The sequence below is a fragment of the Myxococcus sp. AM010 genome (assembly GCF_013372585.1).
GTDB lineage: Bacteria > Myxococcota > Myxococcia > Myxococcales > Myxococcaceae > Myxococcus > Myxococcus vastator.
Genome location: NZ_JABXEO010000042.1, coordinates 52,321 through 67,931, shown reverse-complemented (window position 1 = coordinate 67,931; position 15,611 = coordinate 52,321). Strand labels below are relative to the sequence as shown.

The 15,611-nt window shown below is 70.1% G+C and carries 16 protein-coding genes and 1 pseudogene; 12 read left to right on the top strand and 5 right to left on the bottom strand.

What is annotated here, in order from left to right; translation table 11 throughout:
• Positions 1–338: pseudogene (locus HV826_RS20025) on the bottom strand (hybrid sensor histidine kinase/response regulator); the annotation flags it as partial.
• Positions 339–888: 550 nt separating this feature from the next.
• Here HV826_RS20025 and HV826_RS20020 point away from each other — a divergent pair.
• The 4 genes from HV826_RS20020 (at position 889) to HV826_RS20005 (ending at position 4,333) form a co-directional block, all read left to right on the top strand.
• Positions 889–1,338, top strand: a complete 450-nt coding sequence (locus HV826_RS20020; protein WP_176412337.1) for a Fur family transcriptional regulator — start codon at positions 889–891, stop codon at positions 1,336–1,338.
• Between the two features lie 186 nt (positions 1,339–1,524).
• Positions 1,525–1,905, top strand: a complete 381-nt coding sequence (locus HV826_RS20015; RefSeq protein ID WP_176418625.1) for a response regulator — start codon at positions 1,525–1,527, stop codon at positions 1,903–1,905.
• A 133-nt stretch (positions 1,906–2,038) separates the two neighbouring features.
• Positions 2,039–2,572, top strand: coding sequence for a hypothetical protein (locus tag HV826_RS20010; protein WP_163781864.1), 534 nt, complete (start codon positions 2,039–2,041; stop codon positions 2,570–2,572).
• Between the two features lie 198 nt (positions 2,573–2,770).
• Entirely contained in the window at positions 2,771–4,333 is a 1,563-nt protein-coding gene (locus tag HV826_RS20005) for a hypothetical protein (protein WP_368670956.1), read from the top strand.
• 30 nt (positions 4,334–4,363) lie between these two features.
• On the opposite strand, the gene HV826_RS20000 is transcribed toward HV826_RS20005, so the two are convergent.
• A complete protein-coding gene (locus tag HV826_RS20000; RefSeq protein WP_176418629.1) occupies positions 4,364–5,524 on the bottom strand; it encodes a PAS domain-containing sensor histidine kinase in 1,161 nt (386 codons plus the stop codon).
• A gap of 354 nt (positions 5,525–5,878) precedes the next feature.
• Here HV826_RS20000 and HV826_RS19995 point away from each other — a divergent pair, with 354 nt between their 5' ends.
• Both HV826_RS19995 and HV826_RS19990 read left to right on the top strand, forming a co-directional pair.
• Positions 5,879–6,781, top strand: a complete 903-nt coding sequence (locus HV826_RS19995; protein ID WP_176418624.1) for a metallophosphoesterase — start codon at positions 5,879–5,881, stop codon at positions 6,779–6,781.
• Between the two features lie 39 nt (positions 6,782–6,820).
• Complete coding sequence (locus HV826_RS19990; RefSeq protein ID WP_255208291.1) at positions 6,821–7,129, top strand: hypothetical protein; 309 nt, start codon at positions 6,821–6,823, stop codon at positions 7,127–7,129.
• A 3-nt stretch (positions 7,130–7,132) separates the two neighbouring features.
• Here HV826_RS19990 and HV826_RS19985 read toward each other — a convergent pair whose 3' ends face one another.
• On the bottom strand, positions 7,133–7,570 hold the full coding sequence (locus tag HV826_RS19985; RefSeq protein ID WP_176418622.1) for a DoxX family protein: 438 nt from the start codon (positions 7,568–7,570) through the stop codon (positions 7,133–7,135).
• 199 nt (positions 7,571–7,769) lie between these two features.
• On the opposite strand from HV826_RS19985, the gene HV826_RS19980 reads away from it, so the two are divergent.
• The 5 genes from HV826_RS19980 to HV826_RS19960 are packed head-to-tail and all read left to right on the top strand — an operon-like array spanning position 7,770 to position 11,968.
• Positions 7,770–8,693, top strand: a complete 924-nt coding sequence (locus tag HV826_RS19980; protein ID WP_176418621.1) for a transporter — start codon at positions 7,770–7,772, stop codon at positions 8,691–8,693.
• A 3-nt stretch (positions 8,694–8,696) separates the two neighbouring features.
• Positions 8,697–9,461, top strand: a complete 765-nt coding sequence (locus tag HV826_RS19975; protein ID WP_176418620.1) for a hypothetical protein — start codon at positions 8,697–8,699, stop codon at positions 9,459–9,461.
• Positions 9,458–10,768 carry an ATP-binding protein gene (locus tag HV826_RS19970; protein ID WP_176418619.1) on the top strand — a complete coding sequence of 437 codons (1,311 nt, stop codon included), beginning with the start codon at positions 9,458–9,460 and terminating at the stop codon, positions 10,766–10,768. Before HV826_RS19975 ends, HV826_RS19970 begins: the two co-directional genes overlap by 4 nt.
• The gene (locus HV826_RS19965) at positions 10,765–11,328 is read left to right on the top strand and encodes a response regulator transcription factor (protein ID WP_176418618.1); all 564 of its coding nucleotides are present in this window, start codon (positions 10,765–10,767) and stop codon (positions 11,326–11,328) included. Before HV826_RS19970 ends, HV826_RS19965 begins: the two co-directional genes overlap by 4 nt.
• A gap of 22 nt (positions 11,329–11,350) precedes the next feature.
• Positions 11,351–11,968 carry a hypothetical protein gene (locus HV826_RS19960; protein ID WP_176412332.1) on the top strand — a complete coding sequence of 206 codons (618 nt, stop codon included), beginning with the start codon at positions 11,351–11,353 and terminating at the stop codon, positions 11,966–11,968.
• A gap of 72 nt (positions 11,969–12,040) precedes the next feature.
• On the opposite strand, the gene HV826_RS19955 is transcribed toward HV826_RS19960, so the two are convergent.
• Entirely contained in the window at positions 12,041–12,886 is an 846-nt protein-coding gene (locus HV826_RS19955; RefSeq protein WP_176418617.1) for a class I SAM-dependent methyltransferase, read from the bottom strand.
• 628 nt (positions 12,887–13,514) lie between these two features.
• Here HV826_RS19955 and HV826_RS19950 point away from each other — a divergent pair.
• Positions 13,515–13,898 (top strand): hypothetical protein, encoded by a 384-nt coding sequence (locus tag HV826_RS19950; protein WP_255217308.1) that lies wholly within the window; start codon positions 13,515–13,517, stop codon positions 13,896–13,898.
• Between the two features lie 143 nt (positions 13,899–14,041).
• On the opposite strand, the gene HV826_RS19945 is transcribed toward HV826_RS19950, so the two are convergent.
• Positions 14,042–15,532, bottom strand: coding sequence for an ABC transporter substrate-binding protein (locus tag HV826_RS19945; RefSeq protein WP_176418616.1), 1,491 nt, complete (start codon positions 15,530–15,532; stop codon positions 14,042–14,044).
• Between the last annotated feature and the right edge of the window lie 79 nt (positions 15,533–15,611).

Below are 15,611 nucleotides of genomic sequence, written 5' to 3'. Positions count from 1 at the left end.
CCCTCCACCAGCGCCCCCAGCGACAGGGGCCGGCTCAGGTAGCGCTCCACCCGCAGGTCGAGCGGGCCCAGCGCCTCCCTCTCTGCGGGGAAGGCGCTGATTTGCAACAGGGCGCCCGCCAGCGCCAAGGCGCGCTGCAGTGACTCCAGGTGCGTCCCGTCCGATACCAGCAGGCCAGCGGCCGCCACCACCACCTGCACCGACTCCGTCTGCAGCAGCGTCAGCGCACCCGGCACGTCCGCGGAGACCCAGACCCTCCAGCCCTGGCTTTCCAGGGCGAGCACCTGGAGTTCCCGGGAGGCACCGGGGTCTTCGATGAGCAGGAGGGAGGGCGTCATCACGACGAGTCGAAGGTGGGCGGGCCGCCAGGGCGTTCAGACACCCCGGATGAAGGAAAGAGTCGCAGTCTGGGCACCGAACGCACCGAGTCAAGCGCTCCGGCGGCAAGTGTTCTCCGGTGCAAATGACCGCCAGTCGGCCGCCGGCCCTGGGCCCTCCTTCCCGGAACGCATCCGCGTGACGGATGCATCCAGCGCGACAGCGGTATCTCGTCAACAGTCGCATCCGGGCAGGCAGGGGCTCACCTGTGGCCAGCCCGCCACCCCCGAGGTCTTTCCCTGCGACATGCCGCGCGGCTCCCGGAAATCCTGCGTCCCGCCCCGCCGCCGCGTGACGCCGGGCCGGCCCGCCACCAGGCACCGGCACGGTGGCAACGTCGATTCTTCTGCATCCGGATTGCATTGGAAGCAGCTACAACCGTCTACCGGAAGCACGCGCGGGGAGTCGGGGGAGACCCGCTGAGAGGCATCACGCGGAGCGTGAAGACTCAACGCTCCAGGTCTCAGCAGGGTGAAAGTGACCGTCAAATCGGTTATTCGAAAGGGCATCATGGGAGCAAAGAGAAGTGCCGTGCAGCCGAAGCTCACTGAGTTCCAGGACCGGATTCGTTCCGCGGGCCTGCGCAGCACCGCGCCCCGCGTGGCGGTGTTGCGGGAGCTGGAGGACGCCACGTCCCCGATGAGCCACGCCGACCTGGTGGACGCGCTGGGTGACGAGGGCTACGACCGGGTGACCATCTACCGCAACCTGACGGACCTCACCGAGGCCGGGCTCGTGGTGCGGGCGGACCTGGGCGACCACGTCTGGCGCTTCGAGCTGAAGCGCGCGGGCGAGGAGCACAACGGCAGCCACCCGCACTTCACCTGCACCGACTGCGGCACCGTGGCCTGCCTCCCGGAGGAGTCGGTCCGCATCGCGTCCTCCAAGGGCGTGCCCCGCGCGGTGTCCCAGCGCTCGGTGGAAGTGCAGCTTCGCGGTCTCTGCGACGGCTGCAACTGAGTAACGGGGCCACCGCGGCCCCGGCGCGGGCACCGGGAAGATGCGTCGGAGAGCGACCTGGCATGCGTCGGGGGCTGAGCATTTTCCCACCCCCGGGCCTGCCATGCGCTTCCGCCTTCAGGGGAGCGGACACATCCTGGGGACGGCGTCGTGGGGGAGACCGCCCCGCCTTCGCCGGAGGCTTCGGTGCAACCCCTTCAGACACTGCTGGTCGTCGACGACGACCTCGACATCCGTGACGCGCTCCAGGACGTCTTCGAGCTGGAAGGCTACGCCGTCCTGCTCGCGGCGGATGGCCTGGAGGCGCTGACCCAGCTCCGCCAGGTCGAATCCATGCCGGACCTCATCCTGCTCGACCTGATGATGCCGCGCATGGACGGCTTCGCCTTCCGTGAGGCGCTGCGTCACGACACGAGCTTCAGCCGCATCCCCGTGCTGGTGGCCAGCGCGGACCTGGACGTGAGGGGCGCGGCGGAAGGCCTGGACGTCGCCGGCTGGCTGCGCAAGCCGCTGGACCTGCGCGAGCTGCTCAGCGCGGTGAAGCGGCTCAGTCAGTTGCCCAACTGAGCGCGAGCGCCTGCCCGGCTGCCCTGCGGCCAGGGCCGCCCCTGGGGCACCCGGCATGGATTGGCGAGAGCAAGAAGCGGCCCCACCCTTGCTTCCAGCAGCCGGTCCAACCGAACTGAACTCAGGGAGAGGGATGATGAAGAAGCTCATCGCCGCAGTCGCTTTGTGTGTGGGTAGCGCCGCGTTCGCGCAGCAGCAGCCGTCGCGCACGCAGGTGCCCCGTCCTGGTACGGAGAAGAGCACCGGCGTGGACGCCACGGAGGTGGGGCCCGCCATTGGCGAGGCCGCCAAGGACGTGACGGGCGTCCAGACGGAGGATGAAGGCACCTTCAAGATGGACAAGGCCATGAGCCTGCGAGGCACCCTCAAGGATGCCACCGCGGACGGCGTGAGCCTGTCCCGCCCGGGCCTGCCTGACGCGGACCTGGACGTGCGCGACAAGACGAAGCTGATGCTGGACGGCAAGAAGGTCGCCAAGACGGATGAGATTCCGGAAGGCGCCTCGGTGCGCGCGAAGTTCCAGCTGGAGGGCCAGGAGGTCGTCGCGCTGGAGCTGCGCGCCACCAGCCCCAAGGGTGCCAAGAAGAAGCAGCCGGGCACCGGCGGCGCGGGCACGCAGCCGCATGAGTCCGTCGACAAGGAGCTCGACGGCACGCCGACGCGGTAGCCCTGGCGACACGCGCATCGTGGCTCGAAACGGGCCCGCTTCCACACCGGAGGCGGGCCCGTTTGTTTTTCATCACCACGAGGCCCTCTTCTTCTCCAGACAGGGAAGCGTTTTACCCACGCAGACCCTGTTTCCCAGGCGGTCAGGCGTCCAAAGCCCGGTATGCGAATTGCTGTGCGTCCCCGGGAGGAGGAAGCGGTGAATCGACGACTGTTGGCTGGGTGGGTAGGGGTGGCGGTGATGACGGCGTGGGCATGCGGTGGCTCGAACGAGCCCACGCCCCCCACGACGGACAACGATATCGACAACATTCCACCGGTGACGCGGCCAGAGCCCGACGCCGGCACGCAGCCGGACGCGGGCACGCAGCCGGATGCCGGGACGGAGCCGGACGCGGGCACGGAGCCAGACGCGGGCACGGAGCCAGACGCGGGCTCGGAGCCGGACGCGGGCAGCGGCCCTGTTGAAGGACCGTGGCCGACGGACGCGGTGACGAACTACTCATCCCGCTACGACATCTCCCGGGCGCGGGCGGTGGGCGTGGACGCCGCGCACAACATCTGGCTGTTGGATGGGGACCGGATTGGCGTGCTGCGCGCGGACACGCGACAGGTCGTCTGGACGCGCTCGCCCATTGGCCAGGCCCAGGGCGGCTTCGGTCCGGACCGGGCGGCCACCGGCTCCACCGTCATCTGTGGCGGCGACGCGGGCCGCGCCTACGTGGGCTACGCCACGACGGACCTGCGCACGGACCCGGAGTTCCCGGGCCTGCAGCCCAACTACATCGTCAGCCCCACCGAGTGCTACCAGCCGGACCCGGCGCAGCCGTGCTTCCCGTACAGCCACCGTCGGCTCCAGTACTACAAGCAGGGTGACGTGGACGTGGTGCGCCTGGACGACAGCGGGCAGATTGTCCTCGAGGAGCACCTGCACCAGTCGGTGCGCAACACGACGGACGCGAACGGCAATCCCCACGTGCAGACGGGCCCGCGCCGGCTGGATGACGTGGACAACCTGGGCATCCGCAACAGCAACGACCATCACTTCGACGAGGACCGCAGCATCCTGAGCTGCGTGACGGTGATGCACGGCAGGGACCAGGGTGACGTCTACGTGGGCTCCAACCACGGCGTCACCCGCATCCGCGGCCTGGAGTACAGCTCCCACCGCCACCCGGTGTGGCTCAACGAGAATGGCAGCCAGATGGCGGGCTACACCTACGGGCTGGGCATCGCGCAGGACGGGGACGTCCTCATCGCCAACGAGTGGATGTTCGGCATCGTCACGCCGACGCCCCACCACGGCGACTGGGACAACATGGACAAGCGCGTCAACCTGATGAAGGTGGAGTCCTCCTACCTGCCCCAGGTCAACGGCATGAGCGAGTTCGACAGCTGGCGCGGCTTCCAGCAGACGACGGACGGCCGCTACTACCTGGGCAGCAAGGACCACGGCCTGTGGGAGATGACGATTACGTGGGCCTCCAATCAGGCCCAGACGGGCACCCGGCTGACCGGCGCCAACGCGGAGCAGCGCGCCGCGCTCCAGAACATCAGCGCGCTGGCGGCCACGGGTGACGGCTCGCTCTACATCGGCACGGAACGCTCGGGCCTGTGGCGCCTCACGCCGCTGAAGACGCTGGAGAAGGTGGCGGGCGTGAGCGGCTCCCGGGTGCGGCAGCTCCTCCACGACCCGCGGGTGACGCCGGCGGCGCTGTACGTCCTCACCGACAGCGGCCTGACGGTCCTCCGCGGCAACTGAAGCGCGAGGACCTCTCCGGGGCTCGCGCGTCTACCGCGCGCCCGCGGCGGCCTTCGTGGGCACCGGGGGCCGCGTGGGCAGGCGGAGGATGAACGTGGAGCCTTTTCCCTGCGCGGAGCGCACGGTGATGCTGCCGCCCATGGCCTCCACGATTTGACGGGTGATGAAGAGGCCCAGGCCCAGGCCGCCGTAGTGCCGCTCCGACACGGCGCGCTCGAACTTGCCGAACAGGCGCGCCATGCCGTCCTCGGAGATGCCGATGCCCTGGTCCTTCACGGCGAGCACCGCCGTGAGGCCCTCGCTCGCCAGCGACACCTCCACCGGCTGGCCTCCGCCGTACTTCACCGCGTTGGAGAGCAGGTTCACCAGCACCTGCTCCAGGCGCAGCGAATCCCACTCCCCCAGCAGCGGCCCGTCCACGTGCAGCGTCAGCGTGCTGCCGGCGCGGTTGAACTCCTCGGAGAAGGCCTCCGCCATCTGCCGCACCAGCTGCGCCAGGTCCAGCTCCCGGGGCTCCAGCGACAAGCGGCCCGCGGCCAGCCGCGACACGTCCAGCAGCGTGTTCACCAGCCCCACCAGCCGCGACAACTGACGGTCCAGCACGCGGGCCCTGGGCGCCAGCTCCGCGGGTGGCTCCTGGTTCGAGCCTCCCACCTGACGCAGCAGCAACTGCAGGTGCAGGCGCAGGCTGGTGAGGGGCGTGCGCAGCTCGTGGGCCGCCACGCTGAGGAACTCATCCCGGGCGCGCACGGCCTCCTGCGTCTCGCGCAGGGCCTGCTCGCGCACCGAGCGCTCCCGGGCCGCGCCCGCGTCGCGCTGGGCCTCCACGCGGCGGCGCTCCGTCATGTCCTCCACGTAGATGCACGCGGCGACGATGGCGCCTTCACGGCGCACCGGGTGGTAGCTGGCGCGGTAGACGCGGGTGCGCTCGCCATGGGCGCCCGACTCGCGGTGGATGATCTCCACGCCCTCCAGCGCCACGCCTGTCTCCAGCACGCGGCGGACGCGGCGCACCACGTCGGCCGCGGAGGGTTCGGCGCGCAGCACCTCCACCATGGACTGGCCCAGGTGGGCCTCGCGCGACACGCCGTTCATGGCGGCCATGGCGTCGCTCACCTCGACGAAGCGCAGCTCGCGGTCGATGATGGCCATGCCCAGCGGCACCGTGGACATGAGCTCGGCCAGCTCCACCGGCCGCGCACCGCCGCCGGCAGGGGGCCCCGCGCTCCCTCCACCTGCTGGCGCTGTCACGTCCGGCCCCGTGTCCTGGGCGGACCCGAGCCTGGGGGTCATCGTCTCCCCGGGTGTAGCAATCCCAACGGTTACCGTCACGGCACGCCCCCCGGACGTCTGTCCACTGATGGAACAATGCCTGAGGACGCTTCGGAATCTTCCTGAAATCGCGCGGGTTTTCCCCTGCACCCTGAGCGCCGGCCGCTGGCTGGGCAGGCGTGCGAGGGACACCTGCTTCAACCCACCCCGCCTGGCTCTCTAGAATCAAACGAGCCCTCCCGCCGTCCCTGGCACGGAAAGGAACCGAACCGCATGCGCCTGAGACGTCTCGCCCGTCGTGCCGCGCCCCTGGCAGCCCCGGCCAACAGCCTCCGGCGGGACGGGCAGGAGGACGAGCGCAATGCGCTGGTCGCGCGCAGCGGCGCCGACCCCTTCCGCACGGAGCGGCGCCTGCGGCTGCGGGACCACTTCTCCCTCTCGGAGAACGTGCTGATGCTCCAGCACCTGCACGCCGAGCATGACGGCCTGCGCATCGCGCAGCTGTCGGACGTGCACGTGGGGCAGGCCACCTCGGCGCTGCGCATCCGCCGCGCGGTGGAGGCGGTCAACGCGGAGAAGCCGGACCTGGTGTTCCTCACGGGTGACTACGTCACGCACAGCCCCAAGCCGCTGCCGCGCGTGCGCGAGCTGCTGGCCGGCATCGCGGGCCATGTCTACGTGGTGATGGGGAACCATGACCACTGGGTGAACGCGCCGTACCTGCGCGAGTCCTTCGAGCGGATGGGCTATACGGTGCTGCAGAACGAGCACCGGCAGGTGCACGTGAAGGGCGCGCCGGTGACGGTGCTGGGCATCGACGACGGGCTCACGGGCCGGGACGACGTGGAGGCCACCTTCCGGGGCGCGCCGGTGTCGGGCACGCGGCTGGTGCTGGCGCACACGCCGCCCACGGCGGACAAGCTGCCGGCGCACGCGGGGCTGGTGCAGTTCTCCGGGCACACGCACGGCGGCCAGTTCGTGGTGCGCGGCCTGACGGAGGCCATCTTCCGCCGCGCGGGCCAGCCGTACATCCGCGGCCACTACCACGTGAATGGCAACCAGCTGTACGTGAACCGGGGCCTGGGCTTCGGCTTCGGCGGCCCCTACCTGCGCCGGGGTAGCGAGCCGGAGGTGGCCTTCTTCACGCTGCGCCAGGCCGCCGTCAGCGCGGGGTGACATGCCCCCCGTACGGCCGGAGCGGGTAGCATGCGCCGCATGCGCAAATCCCTGCTCCGGTGTGCCGTACTCGTCCTGCCGCTCGTAGGCTGCATCCCGTCTCACGTCGACTACGTCAAGCTGCCGGAGGCGGGGAAGTTCGCCCTCATCAACGTCGACGGCCGACTCGCCTATCTCATCGACCCGCGCACGGAGAGCTGCTTCCTGGTCACGTCGACCAGTGACAACCACTCCCTCGTGCACGTCCCCTGCGACAAGCTGAAGCGGAACCTGCCGGAGGCCTCCACCTTCATCACCTGGGTTCCCGACAGCGCGGAGGCCCCGGCCGTCAGCGCCACCACGCCCTGAGCCTCAAGGCCGCAGCGGAACGCCCAGCCGTCCACTCCCCAGCCCTTCCGCCTTCTTGCGCCGCAGGCTGAAGGGCCCGGACCCGAAGTAGACGATGAACAGCGCGCCACCCGCCATGGAGAGGTTCTTCATGAAGTGGATGAGCTGGTTCTGCGCCTGCACCGGGTCCGTCACCAGCCAGAACCGGTGGACCATGAAGGCGGCGGACAGCAGGAAGATGGCGATGGCCGCCGCGCCTAGCCGAGCGAACACGCCCAGCAACACGGACAAGCCGCCCACCACCAGCGCCACGCCGGACGCCAGCACCGCCAGGCGCGGCTCGGGCACCCCGGACGCCTGGGCCACGCCCGTCAGCGCCTCCAACTGGAAGAAGTGGTTCAGGCCGCTGGTGATGAAGATGGCCGAAAAGAGCAGCCGGCCAATCGGCGCTAGCACGCCCATGAATCCTCCCTGTCGTCCCTCCTCCCAGCCCCACAACGCTGGCAGGACGTCGTCATTCACAACGTGGGCATCGATTCCTGCGTGACACCGGCCGCTCGCCTGCCTGCTCGCCCTTCACCGCGGGCCCTTTCAGGCCATGGCACGCTGCGACAACACGCCACACGCGAGCCCCCGGACCAGCACGTATGGTGCCCGGGCCGTGAAGAACGCCCTGACCGTCACCCTCCTGCTGTCCAGCGCCGTGCTGTTCGCCCCCACCTCGAGCGCCTGGGCCTGCGCGACCTGCGCCTGTGGCGACCCCACGCTCATGTCCATGGGCACCGAGCAGCCGTTCTCCGGCCGCCTGCGCCTGTCCTCCACCGTCCGGGGCTGGGGGCACACCGTCGGAGAGGAGGGGGTGGACGCCCTGCGCCTGCGCGAGGCGCGCATGGACCTGGCGGTGGCCTACGCACCGCTCCCCTGGCTGTTCCTCTCCGCCACCCTGCCCCTGCAGGCTCGCGAGGTGCGACACGTCAGCCTCGCCCGGGACCGCGGCTGGGGCATTGGCGACGTGGAGGTCGCCGCGAAGGTGTTCCTCTTTCAGGACAAGGCCTTCTCCGCGGACCACCTGTTCAGCGTGCTGGGCGGCGTGAAGCTCCCCACCGCGCCCGTGCTGCGCGGGCCGGACGGCGCCCAGTTGGCCCTGGACAGTCAGCTGGGCAGCGGCTCCGTGGACCCACTGGCCGGCTTCGCCTATCAGCACTTCCGAGGCAGCTGGTCCTTCCTGGCCAGCGCCACCGGCTTCCTCCCCACGCGCGGCATCCAGGGCTTCCGCGCGGGTGCTTCCTTGCGCACCACGCTCGCCGCGCAATACCAGCCGTCGGCCCGCTGGGCGCTGCGCCTGGGCTTCGACAGCCGCCTGGAAGCGCCAGCCGACTCGGAAGCCGAGCACCAGGGCCACACGGACAGCGACCGCCATGAGCACACGGGCGGCTTCATCGGCTACGCATCTCCCGACGTCATCTTCAGCCCGGGCATGGACGTCGTCGTCGCGGCGGGCGTCCGCGTGCCCTTCATCAACCAACTGCGTGGCCGCGTCGTCCCCACGCCCATCGCGATGTTGTCCGTCGCCTACGACCTCTGAACCATGCGCTCCTTCTTCAAGCCCGTCGCCATGGGCGCCGCCCTCCTGTCCGTCACCGGTTGCGGCGGCACCGACGTCCAGAACGGCATGACGCTCGACCTGGCGCTCATCACCGCCCGGGCGCGGCCCATCTCGGGCGCGGCCGGCGCGCGCGAGCTCATGAACGACCAGGGCACCCACGCCGTCTTCACCAGCGGCTTCGTCACGCTGGGCAGCGTGGAGTTGCTTCCGTGCGCGGAGGTCGGCTGGAAGCGCTTCCTGCGTCAACTGTCCCCCGTGGGCACGGCGTGGGCTCACCACACCGCCACCAACCCCCTGCGGATGGACGTCCCGCAGGTGGTGAGCCTGGGCAGCGCGGATGGGACCGTCATTCCGCTGGGCACGCTGCGCCCGGCGCCGGGCCGCTACTGCCACGCGCGCCTCACCTTCGAGCCAGCGGGTGACGACGCGCAGGGCCTGGGCGCCGCCGCCCAGGGCAACGCGCCGGTGGACATGGTGGGCCGCAGCCTGCACCTGCGCGGCACCCTGAGCACCGGGCAGGACGGCGAGCCCCAGCCCTTCGAGGTGAGCTTCCAGACGCGCGCGTCGGTGGACGTGTTACTGGAGTGGGTGACGCTGTCGGAAGCCGAGCCCCACGCGCAGCTCGTCTTTGCGCTCTCGTGGGATACGTGGCTGGATGGCGTCAGCGCCGAGCAGCCGCCCGCCAACGTGGACCTGGTGGCCAACGTGGCCCGCTCGGTGGTGCCCCCCTCCTCCGCCGCACCATGACGCCTCCGCCCCAAGCCGCCCCGCCGCTCCCAGAGCCCGACTCCCGGGCCCGCATCAACCTGGAGTGGCTGCTGCGCTTGCGATGGGGCCTGCTGCTGGGCCAGACGCTCGTCATCGGCGTGGCGGCCTTCGGGTTGGAGCTGGCGCTGCCAGTGCCGGTGCTCGCCGCGCTGCTGGGCCTGGAGGCGCTGACCAACGTGTCGGTGCGGGCGTGGCTGGCGCGCGGCCTCCGGGTGACGGAGGGCACGCTTGGCAAGCTGATGCTGTGGGACACGCTGGTGCTCACCGGCCTGCTGGCCCTCAGCGGCGGCACGCACAACCCCTTCACCACGCTCTACCTGGTGAACGTCGCGCTGGGCACCGTGCTGCTGCCCCCTCGGTGGATGTGGGGGCTGCTCGGCTTCACGCTGACGGCCTTCGGCTCGCTCTTCGTGTTGCAAGACGTGGAGCTGCCAGCGGGCCTGTCGCGGCCGGACCACGCGGAGCTGATGCGGCTGCACCTCAACGGCATGTGGGTCGCATTCGCCGTGGCCGCGGGCTTCATCGTCTACTTCGTCCAGCGCGTCACGCGGGCGCTCGGGGCGCGGGAGCAGGAGCTGGCGCAGGCGCGCGCGCTGCACGCGCGGCGGGAGAAGGTGGCCTCGCTGGCGACGCTGGCCGCGGGCGCCGCGCACGAGCTGTCCACACCGCTGTCCACCATCGCCGTGGTGGCCAAGGAGGTGGAGCGCGCGCTGGCCACCGCGGGCACCTCCGAGTCCGTGCGCGAGGACCTGCGCCTCATCCGCCAGCAGGTGGACCGCTGCCGTGATGTGCTGGTGCAGATGTCCGCGGACGCCGGGCAGACGACGGGCGAGCCCTTCCACCCCGTGCCCCTGGCCCGGCTGGTGGAGGACATGCTGGCGGAGCTCCCCGGCGCGGAGCGGGTGACGGTCGAGCTGCCCGCCGAGGCCCGCGAGTGGCACGTCCACGGCCCCCCTCGGGCGCTGGCCCGGGTGCTGCGCGGGCTGGTGAAGAACGCGCTCCAGGCATCACAGCTTTCACGTCCCGTGGAGCTGCGCGTGCGAGCGCGCGGCGAAGGCGCCCTGCTGGAGGTGCGCGACGCGGGCACGGGGATGGCGGCGGACGTGCTGTCCCGGGCGGGCGAGCCCTTCTTCACCACCAAGCCACCGGGCGAAGGCATGGGCCTGGGGCTCTTCCTGGCACGCACGCTGGTGGAGCAGCTGGGCGGCTCGCTGGAGCTGCGCTCGACGCCGGGCCAGGGCACCACGGCGAGCCTCGCGCTGCCGGTGACGGGGGGCGCGCCATGAGCATCGCCAGCGCGGGCACGGAGCAGCGCCCCAGCCTGCTGCTGGTGGATGACGACTCCACCCTTCGTGAGCGGCTGGCGCGTGCCTTCCGCGAGCGCGGCTGGGACGTCACCACCGCCGGGGACTACGACGAGGCCCTGGCCGCCGCGGGCCGCGAGTCCCCCGAGTACGCGGTGGTGGACCTGCGCATGCCGGGCCGCAGCGGCCTGGAGGTGGTGAGGGACCTGCTCGCGGTGGATGCCTCCACGCGCGTCATCGTCCTCACGGGCTACGGGAGCATCGCCACCACGGTGGATGCCATCCGGCTGGGCGCGGTGAACTACCTGCCGAAGCCCGCGGACGCGGATGACCTGCTCGCGGCCTTCGCGCGGGCGTCCGGCGAGCCCTCCGTCGCGGCGGCGGAGCGCTTCGAGGCGCCGTCCCTGGCGCGCGCCGAGTGGGAGCACATCCACCGCGTGCTGGCGGACTGCGGCGGCAACATCTCCGAGGCGGCTCGCAAGCTGGGCATCCACCGGCGCTCGCTCCAGCGCAAGCTGCAGAAGTACCCGCCTTCCCGCTAGCACCTTTGCTATGGGTGGCGGAATGTCGACCGCACTCCAGACCCGTCCTCCCAGCCACCTGGCCCCCGGCCGCTTCGGCCAGACGCGCTACATGATTCGCCGCAAGTTCTTCAAGCTGTTCGGCGACGCGTTCCACATCTACGACGAGGCGGGCAACCTCGCCTTCTACTCGAAGCTGAAGGCCTTCAAGTTGAAGGAGGACATCCGCATCTACGGCGACGAGGAGATGCGCGAGGAGCTGCTCACCATCAAGGCACGCGGCATCCTCGACTTCGGCATGACGTACGACGTGACGGACGCCACCACGGGCGAGCGCATGGGCGCGCTGCGCCGCAAGGGCCTGCGCTCCCTCCTCCGCGACCAGTGGCTGGTGCTGGACGCGAATGACCAGGAGGTGGGGAAGATTGAAGAGGACAGCATGATGATGGCGCTGGTGCGCCGCTTCCTGACGGCGCTGATTCCCCAGTCCTTCACCGGGACGCTGGGCGACACCCAGGTGCTCGCCTTCCACCAGCGCTTCAACCCGTTCATCCAGAAGATTGATTTGGACTTCTCCATGGACAGCGACCGGCGGCTGGACCGGCGGCTCGGCATCGCCGCGGCGGTGCTCATGTGCGCCATTGAAGGCCGGCAGCAGTAGGCTCCGAGCCTTCTCCCAGACGGGCGACGGCGGCCTTCAGGGCGCCGCCCGTCGCATCACGTCGCGCGGACCTCAGGGAGCGCGAGCTTCGATTCGCCAACAAGCGGCGGTGAACCGCACCTCGTCGCCGTGCACATAGGGGTTGAAGGCGGCAAGGACGGTTTCGATGACGTGCGTCCGGGTCCGCTCGTCGGCTTCGTGAAGGACGCGGCCGAGGGGCCCAAGCCGGCTCACGTACTGGAGCAACCCGCGCTCGGGCAGGGCACAGGTGGCGTCAACGGGCTGGATGTCGATGTCCGCCCAGCCGCTCTGCTCCAGGATGCGATGGACGCTGCCCTGGTCCGCGAAGGCGAACTGTCCCGGCGCGCCCGGCTGACGCGTGGGGAGGTTGGGGAGGAGGGGCGCCGCGGCCCGCTCGGCGGTCGTCATGAACGGGTTCTCCGAAGGGCCTCGCCAGGCGATGACGCTCAGCCTGGCGTTCTCCTTCGAGGCACGCCGCAGGTTCGCGAAGGCCTGGACGGCATCGTCGAAGAACATCACGCCGAAGCGTGAAATCACCATGTCGAAGCGCGCCGGCTCGAAGGCGTGGTGCTCCGCGCTGGCTTCGATGAAGCTGGCGGCCACCTGCTCCGCTTCGGCCCGGGCCCGCGCCGCCGCGAGCATGGGCGCGGAGATGTCGATGCCGACGCAGTGTCCCTGGGCACCGAGCCGCCGCGCGACGGCGAGCGTCGTGCCGCCCGTCCCACAGCCCACGTCGAGCACCTGACGCGCGCCGCGGGCCTGGACGGCTTCGACGAGCAGGTCCTCGAACGGCTTGAACATCCCTTCGAGCAGGTCCCGGCTATCGACCCAGGCCTGTCCCGCGGGGCCATTCCAAAGCGCTGCCTGCCCCTCCGGGGGCTGGTGACCCGATGCCATCGTGCGTCTCCCTTCACATGCCTTCAAGAAGTGAAGGCCGTACAGTGCCAGTTCAAGCCGACTTGAGGTCAACAAGGTGAGCGCCCTGCACGTTACCGAGGGCGGCCGGCGCACGGGCGTTCCTGCCTCGACGCCGCGCTTCCATGAGGCGAGGAACCTGCTCTCCTCGACGGCAACGCAGACCCTTCGGGCGCCACCAGGGCAGCAGGCCAAGGCCCGGAGCGCATGCATGCTCCACGAGCCACCGCGCGGATGGCCGTCTCCCCCTCCTCCGGCCCCTGGATGAGCTACCTCTCTTAGCTCGCTGTTCGGAAATGTCGGGGGTTTTGGCGCTACAAAAGTCCCGACATTTCCGAACAGCTATCCACCGGGCTGCGCCCCCGACCCAGAAGGCGACTCTCGCCGTCGCTGCCTCCATGCTCACGGCCGCCTACCACTTGCTGCGCCAGGACCTTGCCTACAAGGACCTGGGCGCTGACTCCTTCGTGCGCTCCAGCAAGGCGCAGCTCGCCAAGCGGCTCCTGCGCCGTCTCGAAGACCTCGGCGTCCATGTCGCTCTGGCGCCGACGGCGCAGGAGACCTGCCCCCCCTCTTCTGCCAACCCCAACACCTCGGTGCTCTCCCGAAGGTGTGGCAGCGCCAGCAGACGGCGCCCAACAACCGGGGCACCAACGCCGGCTACGCCATGGACCTCGCGGCGTACGACTTCAACAAGCTCGGCTGGAAGGTGACACGCCTGGCCTGCGGTGACGTGCCCAGCAGGGACTCGTTCATCCCGTGCAGCCAGCACATGGCGGCCATCGACATCGCCTTCGCCAACATCGCCAACGCCGTGGCCAACTGCAACTCGCTGGCCTACCAGTCACCGCCGCCCATCCCCCAGAAGCAGCTTCGCTCGCGGATGATTTTCAACTCGCACCTCTACGGGCTCGGCAACGAAGGCCATGACTTCAACCAGTCGCTCCCGGGCGATGAGCGCTGGGCCCTCATCGAATCCATGAAGACGCTCTGACTCGACCTTCGCCATCCTGGCCCGCCGCTCAAGCCGCCCGTGGGAGCGGCGGGTCCGAGCAGTTGAAGCCCACCCAAGGCGCGGTGCGCGGCACAACACTGCCGGCGGGGTGCGGGCTCCCTCCCTTCCCAGGACTTCAGCGCCTACGGGCTGAACGTTCCGGTGAGCACGCTGGCGCGGCCCCGAGGCAGCGAGCGCTTGAACGGGCTCGTCGCCAGGTTCGAGCCGGGCTGGTACCAGCTCTGGATCTCCGCGAAGTACGTCTGGCCCGCCCGCAGCACGTCCGGGGGCAGGTACACGCTCTGGAGCTCCGTGTGCAGCACCGCCACGCGCGACGCGGTGGTGGAGCCATTGCTCACGCCGAGCCGGTAGATGTTCACCACGTAGTTCGTGGCCGTGCCGACCAGCGGCTTCGACCAGCGCAGCGAGGCGTCGGTCCCCACGCCCGCGAGGTCCTGGAACGCGCCCCGCGTGTTCACCTTGGGCGCCTGCACCGGCCCGACGAGGGGCTGCACGGGCGCGGCGGTGAACACGCTCGCCTCTTGCTCCACGCGGATGTCCGCGCGCATGGTGTAGGGCGCCGCGGTTCCCAGCGCGTAGCTCTTCGTGAAGCCCGCGACGGCGAACGCCACCTTCTGCCACGTCGCCGGGAGCGGGTTGTTGTAGGTCATGCTCCCTGTGACGATGTCGGTCCGCTGCGCGTCAGGATTGAGCTTCACGAGCAGTGGCGGCCCGCTGATGGACGCGAGCGCCGAGCCCAGCGCGGCCGGCCGAGCGGACATCCAGATTTCATTGTGCGTGCTGACCGCGTCCGGGTTCACCTGGGTGCGCATGGCTTCGAAGGCCGAGCGTCTCCAGTCCACCTCGAAGGTGCCTGTCGCGACGGGCTGGGTGAAGGTTCCGCTGACGGTGACGGGCTGGCCCTCCACCTGCGTCATGCTCGCGTCGAGCACCTTGTGCATCGCGCGGTAGGGCACGCCATTCGCGCTCGTCTGCAACCGCATCTGCGCCAGCGAAAACACATCCCCGCGGCCGCTGTCGAGCAGCACCGGGTTGAGCATGTTGGCGTAATCAAAACTCAGCCCGGAGAGCGACGTGGCGCCCGCCAGGGGGCGCCCCGTGGCGCTGCCGTCGATGTATCCGAACGCGCCCGGGTTCAACGAATACATGTCCAGGAAGTCCTCCGGCTGCCAGGGAGACAGGCCGGTGGCGGACACCGTCACGGGAGTGGGCAGTGACGCGAAGGAGCCATCGCGGCCCCACTCCGTGGAGCCCAGATCGAACGCGCGACCGGTGCTCACCAGGTAGCGCGAGCCCAGCTTCAGGTAGATGCGGCCGGAGGGGACGTTCGGCACGGAGATGGTGCCGTCCGCGGAGCCCGTGCCCGGATAGGTCGTGAATGCTCCGGTCGTTGAGTCCCGCAGGTATGCCGCCACAAACGTGGCGGACTGGTCGTATGGCTTCGTCTCGTTGCCCGACGTGGCGATGAAGGTGACCGGGCTGGTGCCGGTGACTTGGGTGACCAGGCCTTGGGTGACCTGGGAGGCGTCCACCGCCTCCGCCTCGTCGAGCCCCCCGCATCCGCCCCCTGCCATGCCGACCAAGAGCCCGAAAGAAATCAATGGCATCTTCATTGTGAAGGAAACCCTTTCGGCGACGCCATGAATGGCGCTGCGCAGGGAGCTTCATAGCGGGTCGGTCTGACTTTTCCGG

Bases quoted from the DNA above. Each gene is read 5' to 3' on its own strand.
- HV826_RS19990 (WP_255208291.1), top strand. From the start codon at position 6,821: ATGCGCAAATCCCTGCTCCGGTGTGCCGTACTCGTCCTGCCGCTCGTA.
- HV826_RS19970 (WP_176418619.1), top strand. From the start codon at position 9,458: ATGACGCCTCCGCCCCAAGCCGCCCCGCCGCTCCCAGAGCCCGACTCC.
- HV826_RS20020 (WP_176412337.1), top strand. From the start codon at position 889: ATGGGAGCAAAGAGAAGTGCCGTGCAGCCGAAGCTCACTGAGTTCCAG.
- HV826_RS20010 (WP_163781864.1), top strand. From the start codon at position 2,039: ATGATGAAGAAGCTCATCGCCGCAGTCGCTTTGTGTGTGGGTAGCGCC.
- HV826_RS19985 (WP_176418622.1), bottom strand. From the start codon at position 7,570: ATGGGCGTGCTAGCGCCGATTGGCCGGCTGCTCTTTTCGGCCATCTTC.
- HV826_RS19995 (WP_176418624.1), top strand. From the start codon at position 5,879: ATGCGCCTGAGACGTCTCGCCCGTCGTGCCGCGCCCCTGGCAGCCCCG.
- HV826_RS19960 (WP_176412332.1), top strand. From the start codon at position 11,351: ATGTCGACCGCACTCCAGACCCGTCCTCCCAGCCACCTGGCCCCCGGC.
- HV826_RS19965 (WP_176418618.1), top strand. From the start codon at position 10,765: ATGAGCATCGCCAGCGCGGGCACGGAGCAGCGCCCCAGCCTGCTGCTG.
- HV826_RS19945 (WP_176418616.1), bottom strand. From the start codon at position 15,532: ATGAAGATGCCATTGATTTCTTTCGGGCTCTTGGTCGGCATGGCAGGG.
- HV826_RS19975 (WP_176418620.1), top strand. From the start codon at position 8,697: ATGCGCTCCTTCTTCAAGCCCGTCGCCATGGGCGCCGCCCTCCTGTCC.
- HV826_RS19955 (WP_176418617.1), bottom strand. From the start codon at position 12,886: ATGGCATCGGGTCACCAGCCCCCGGAGGGGCAGGCAGCGCTTTGGAAT.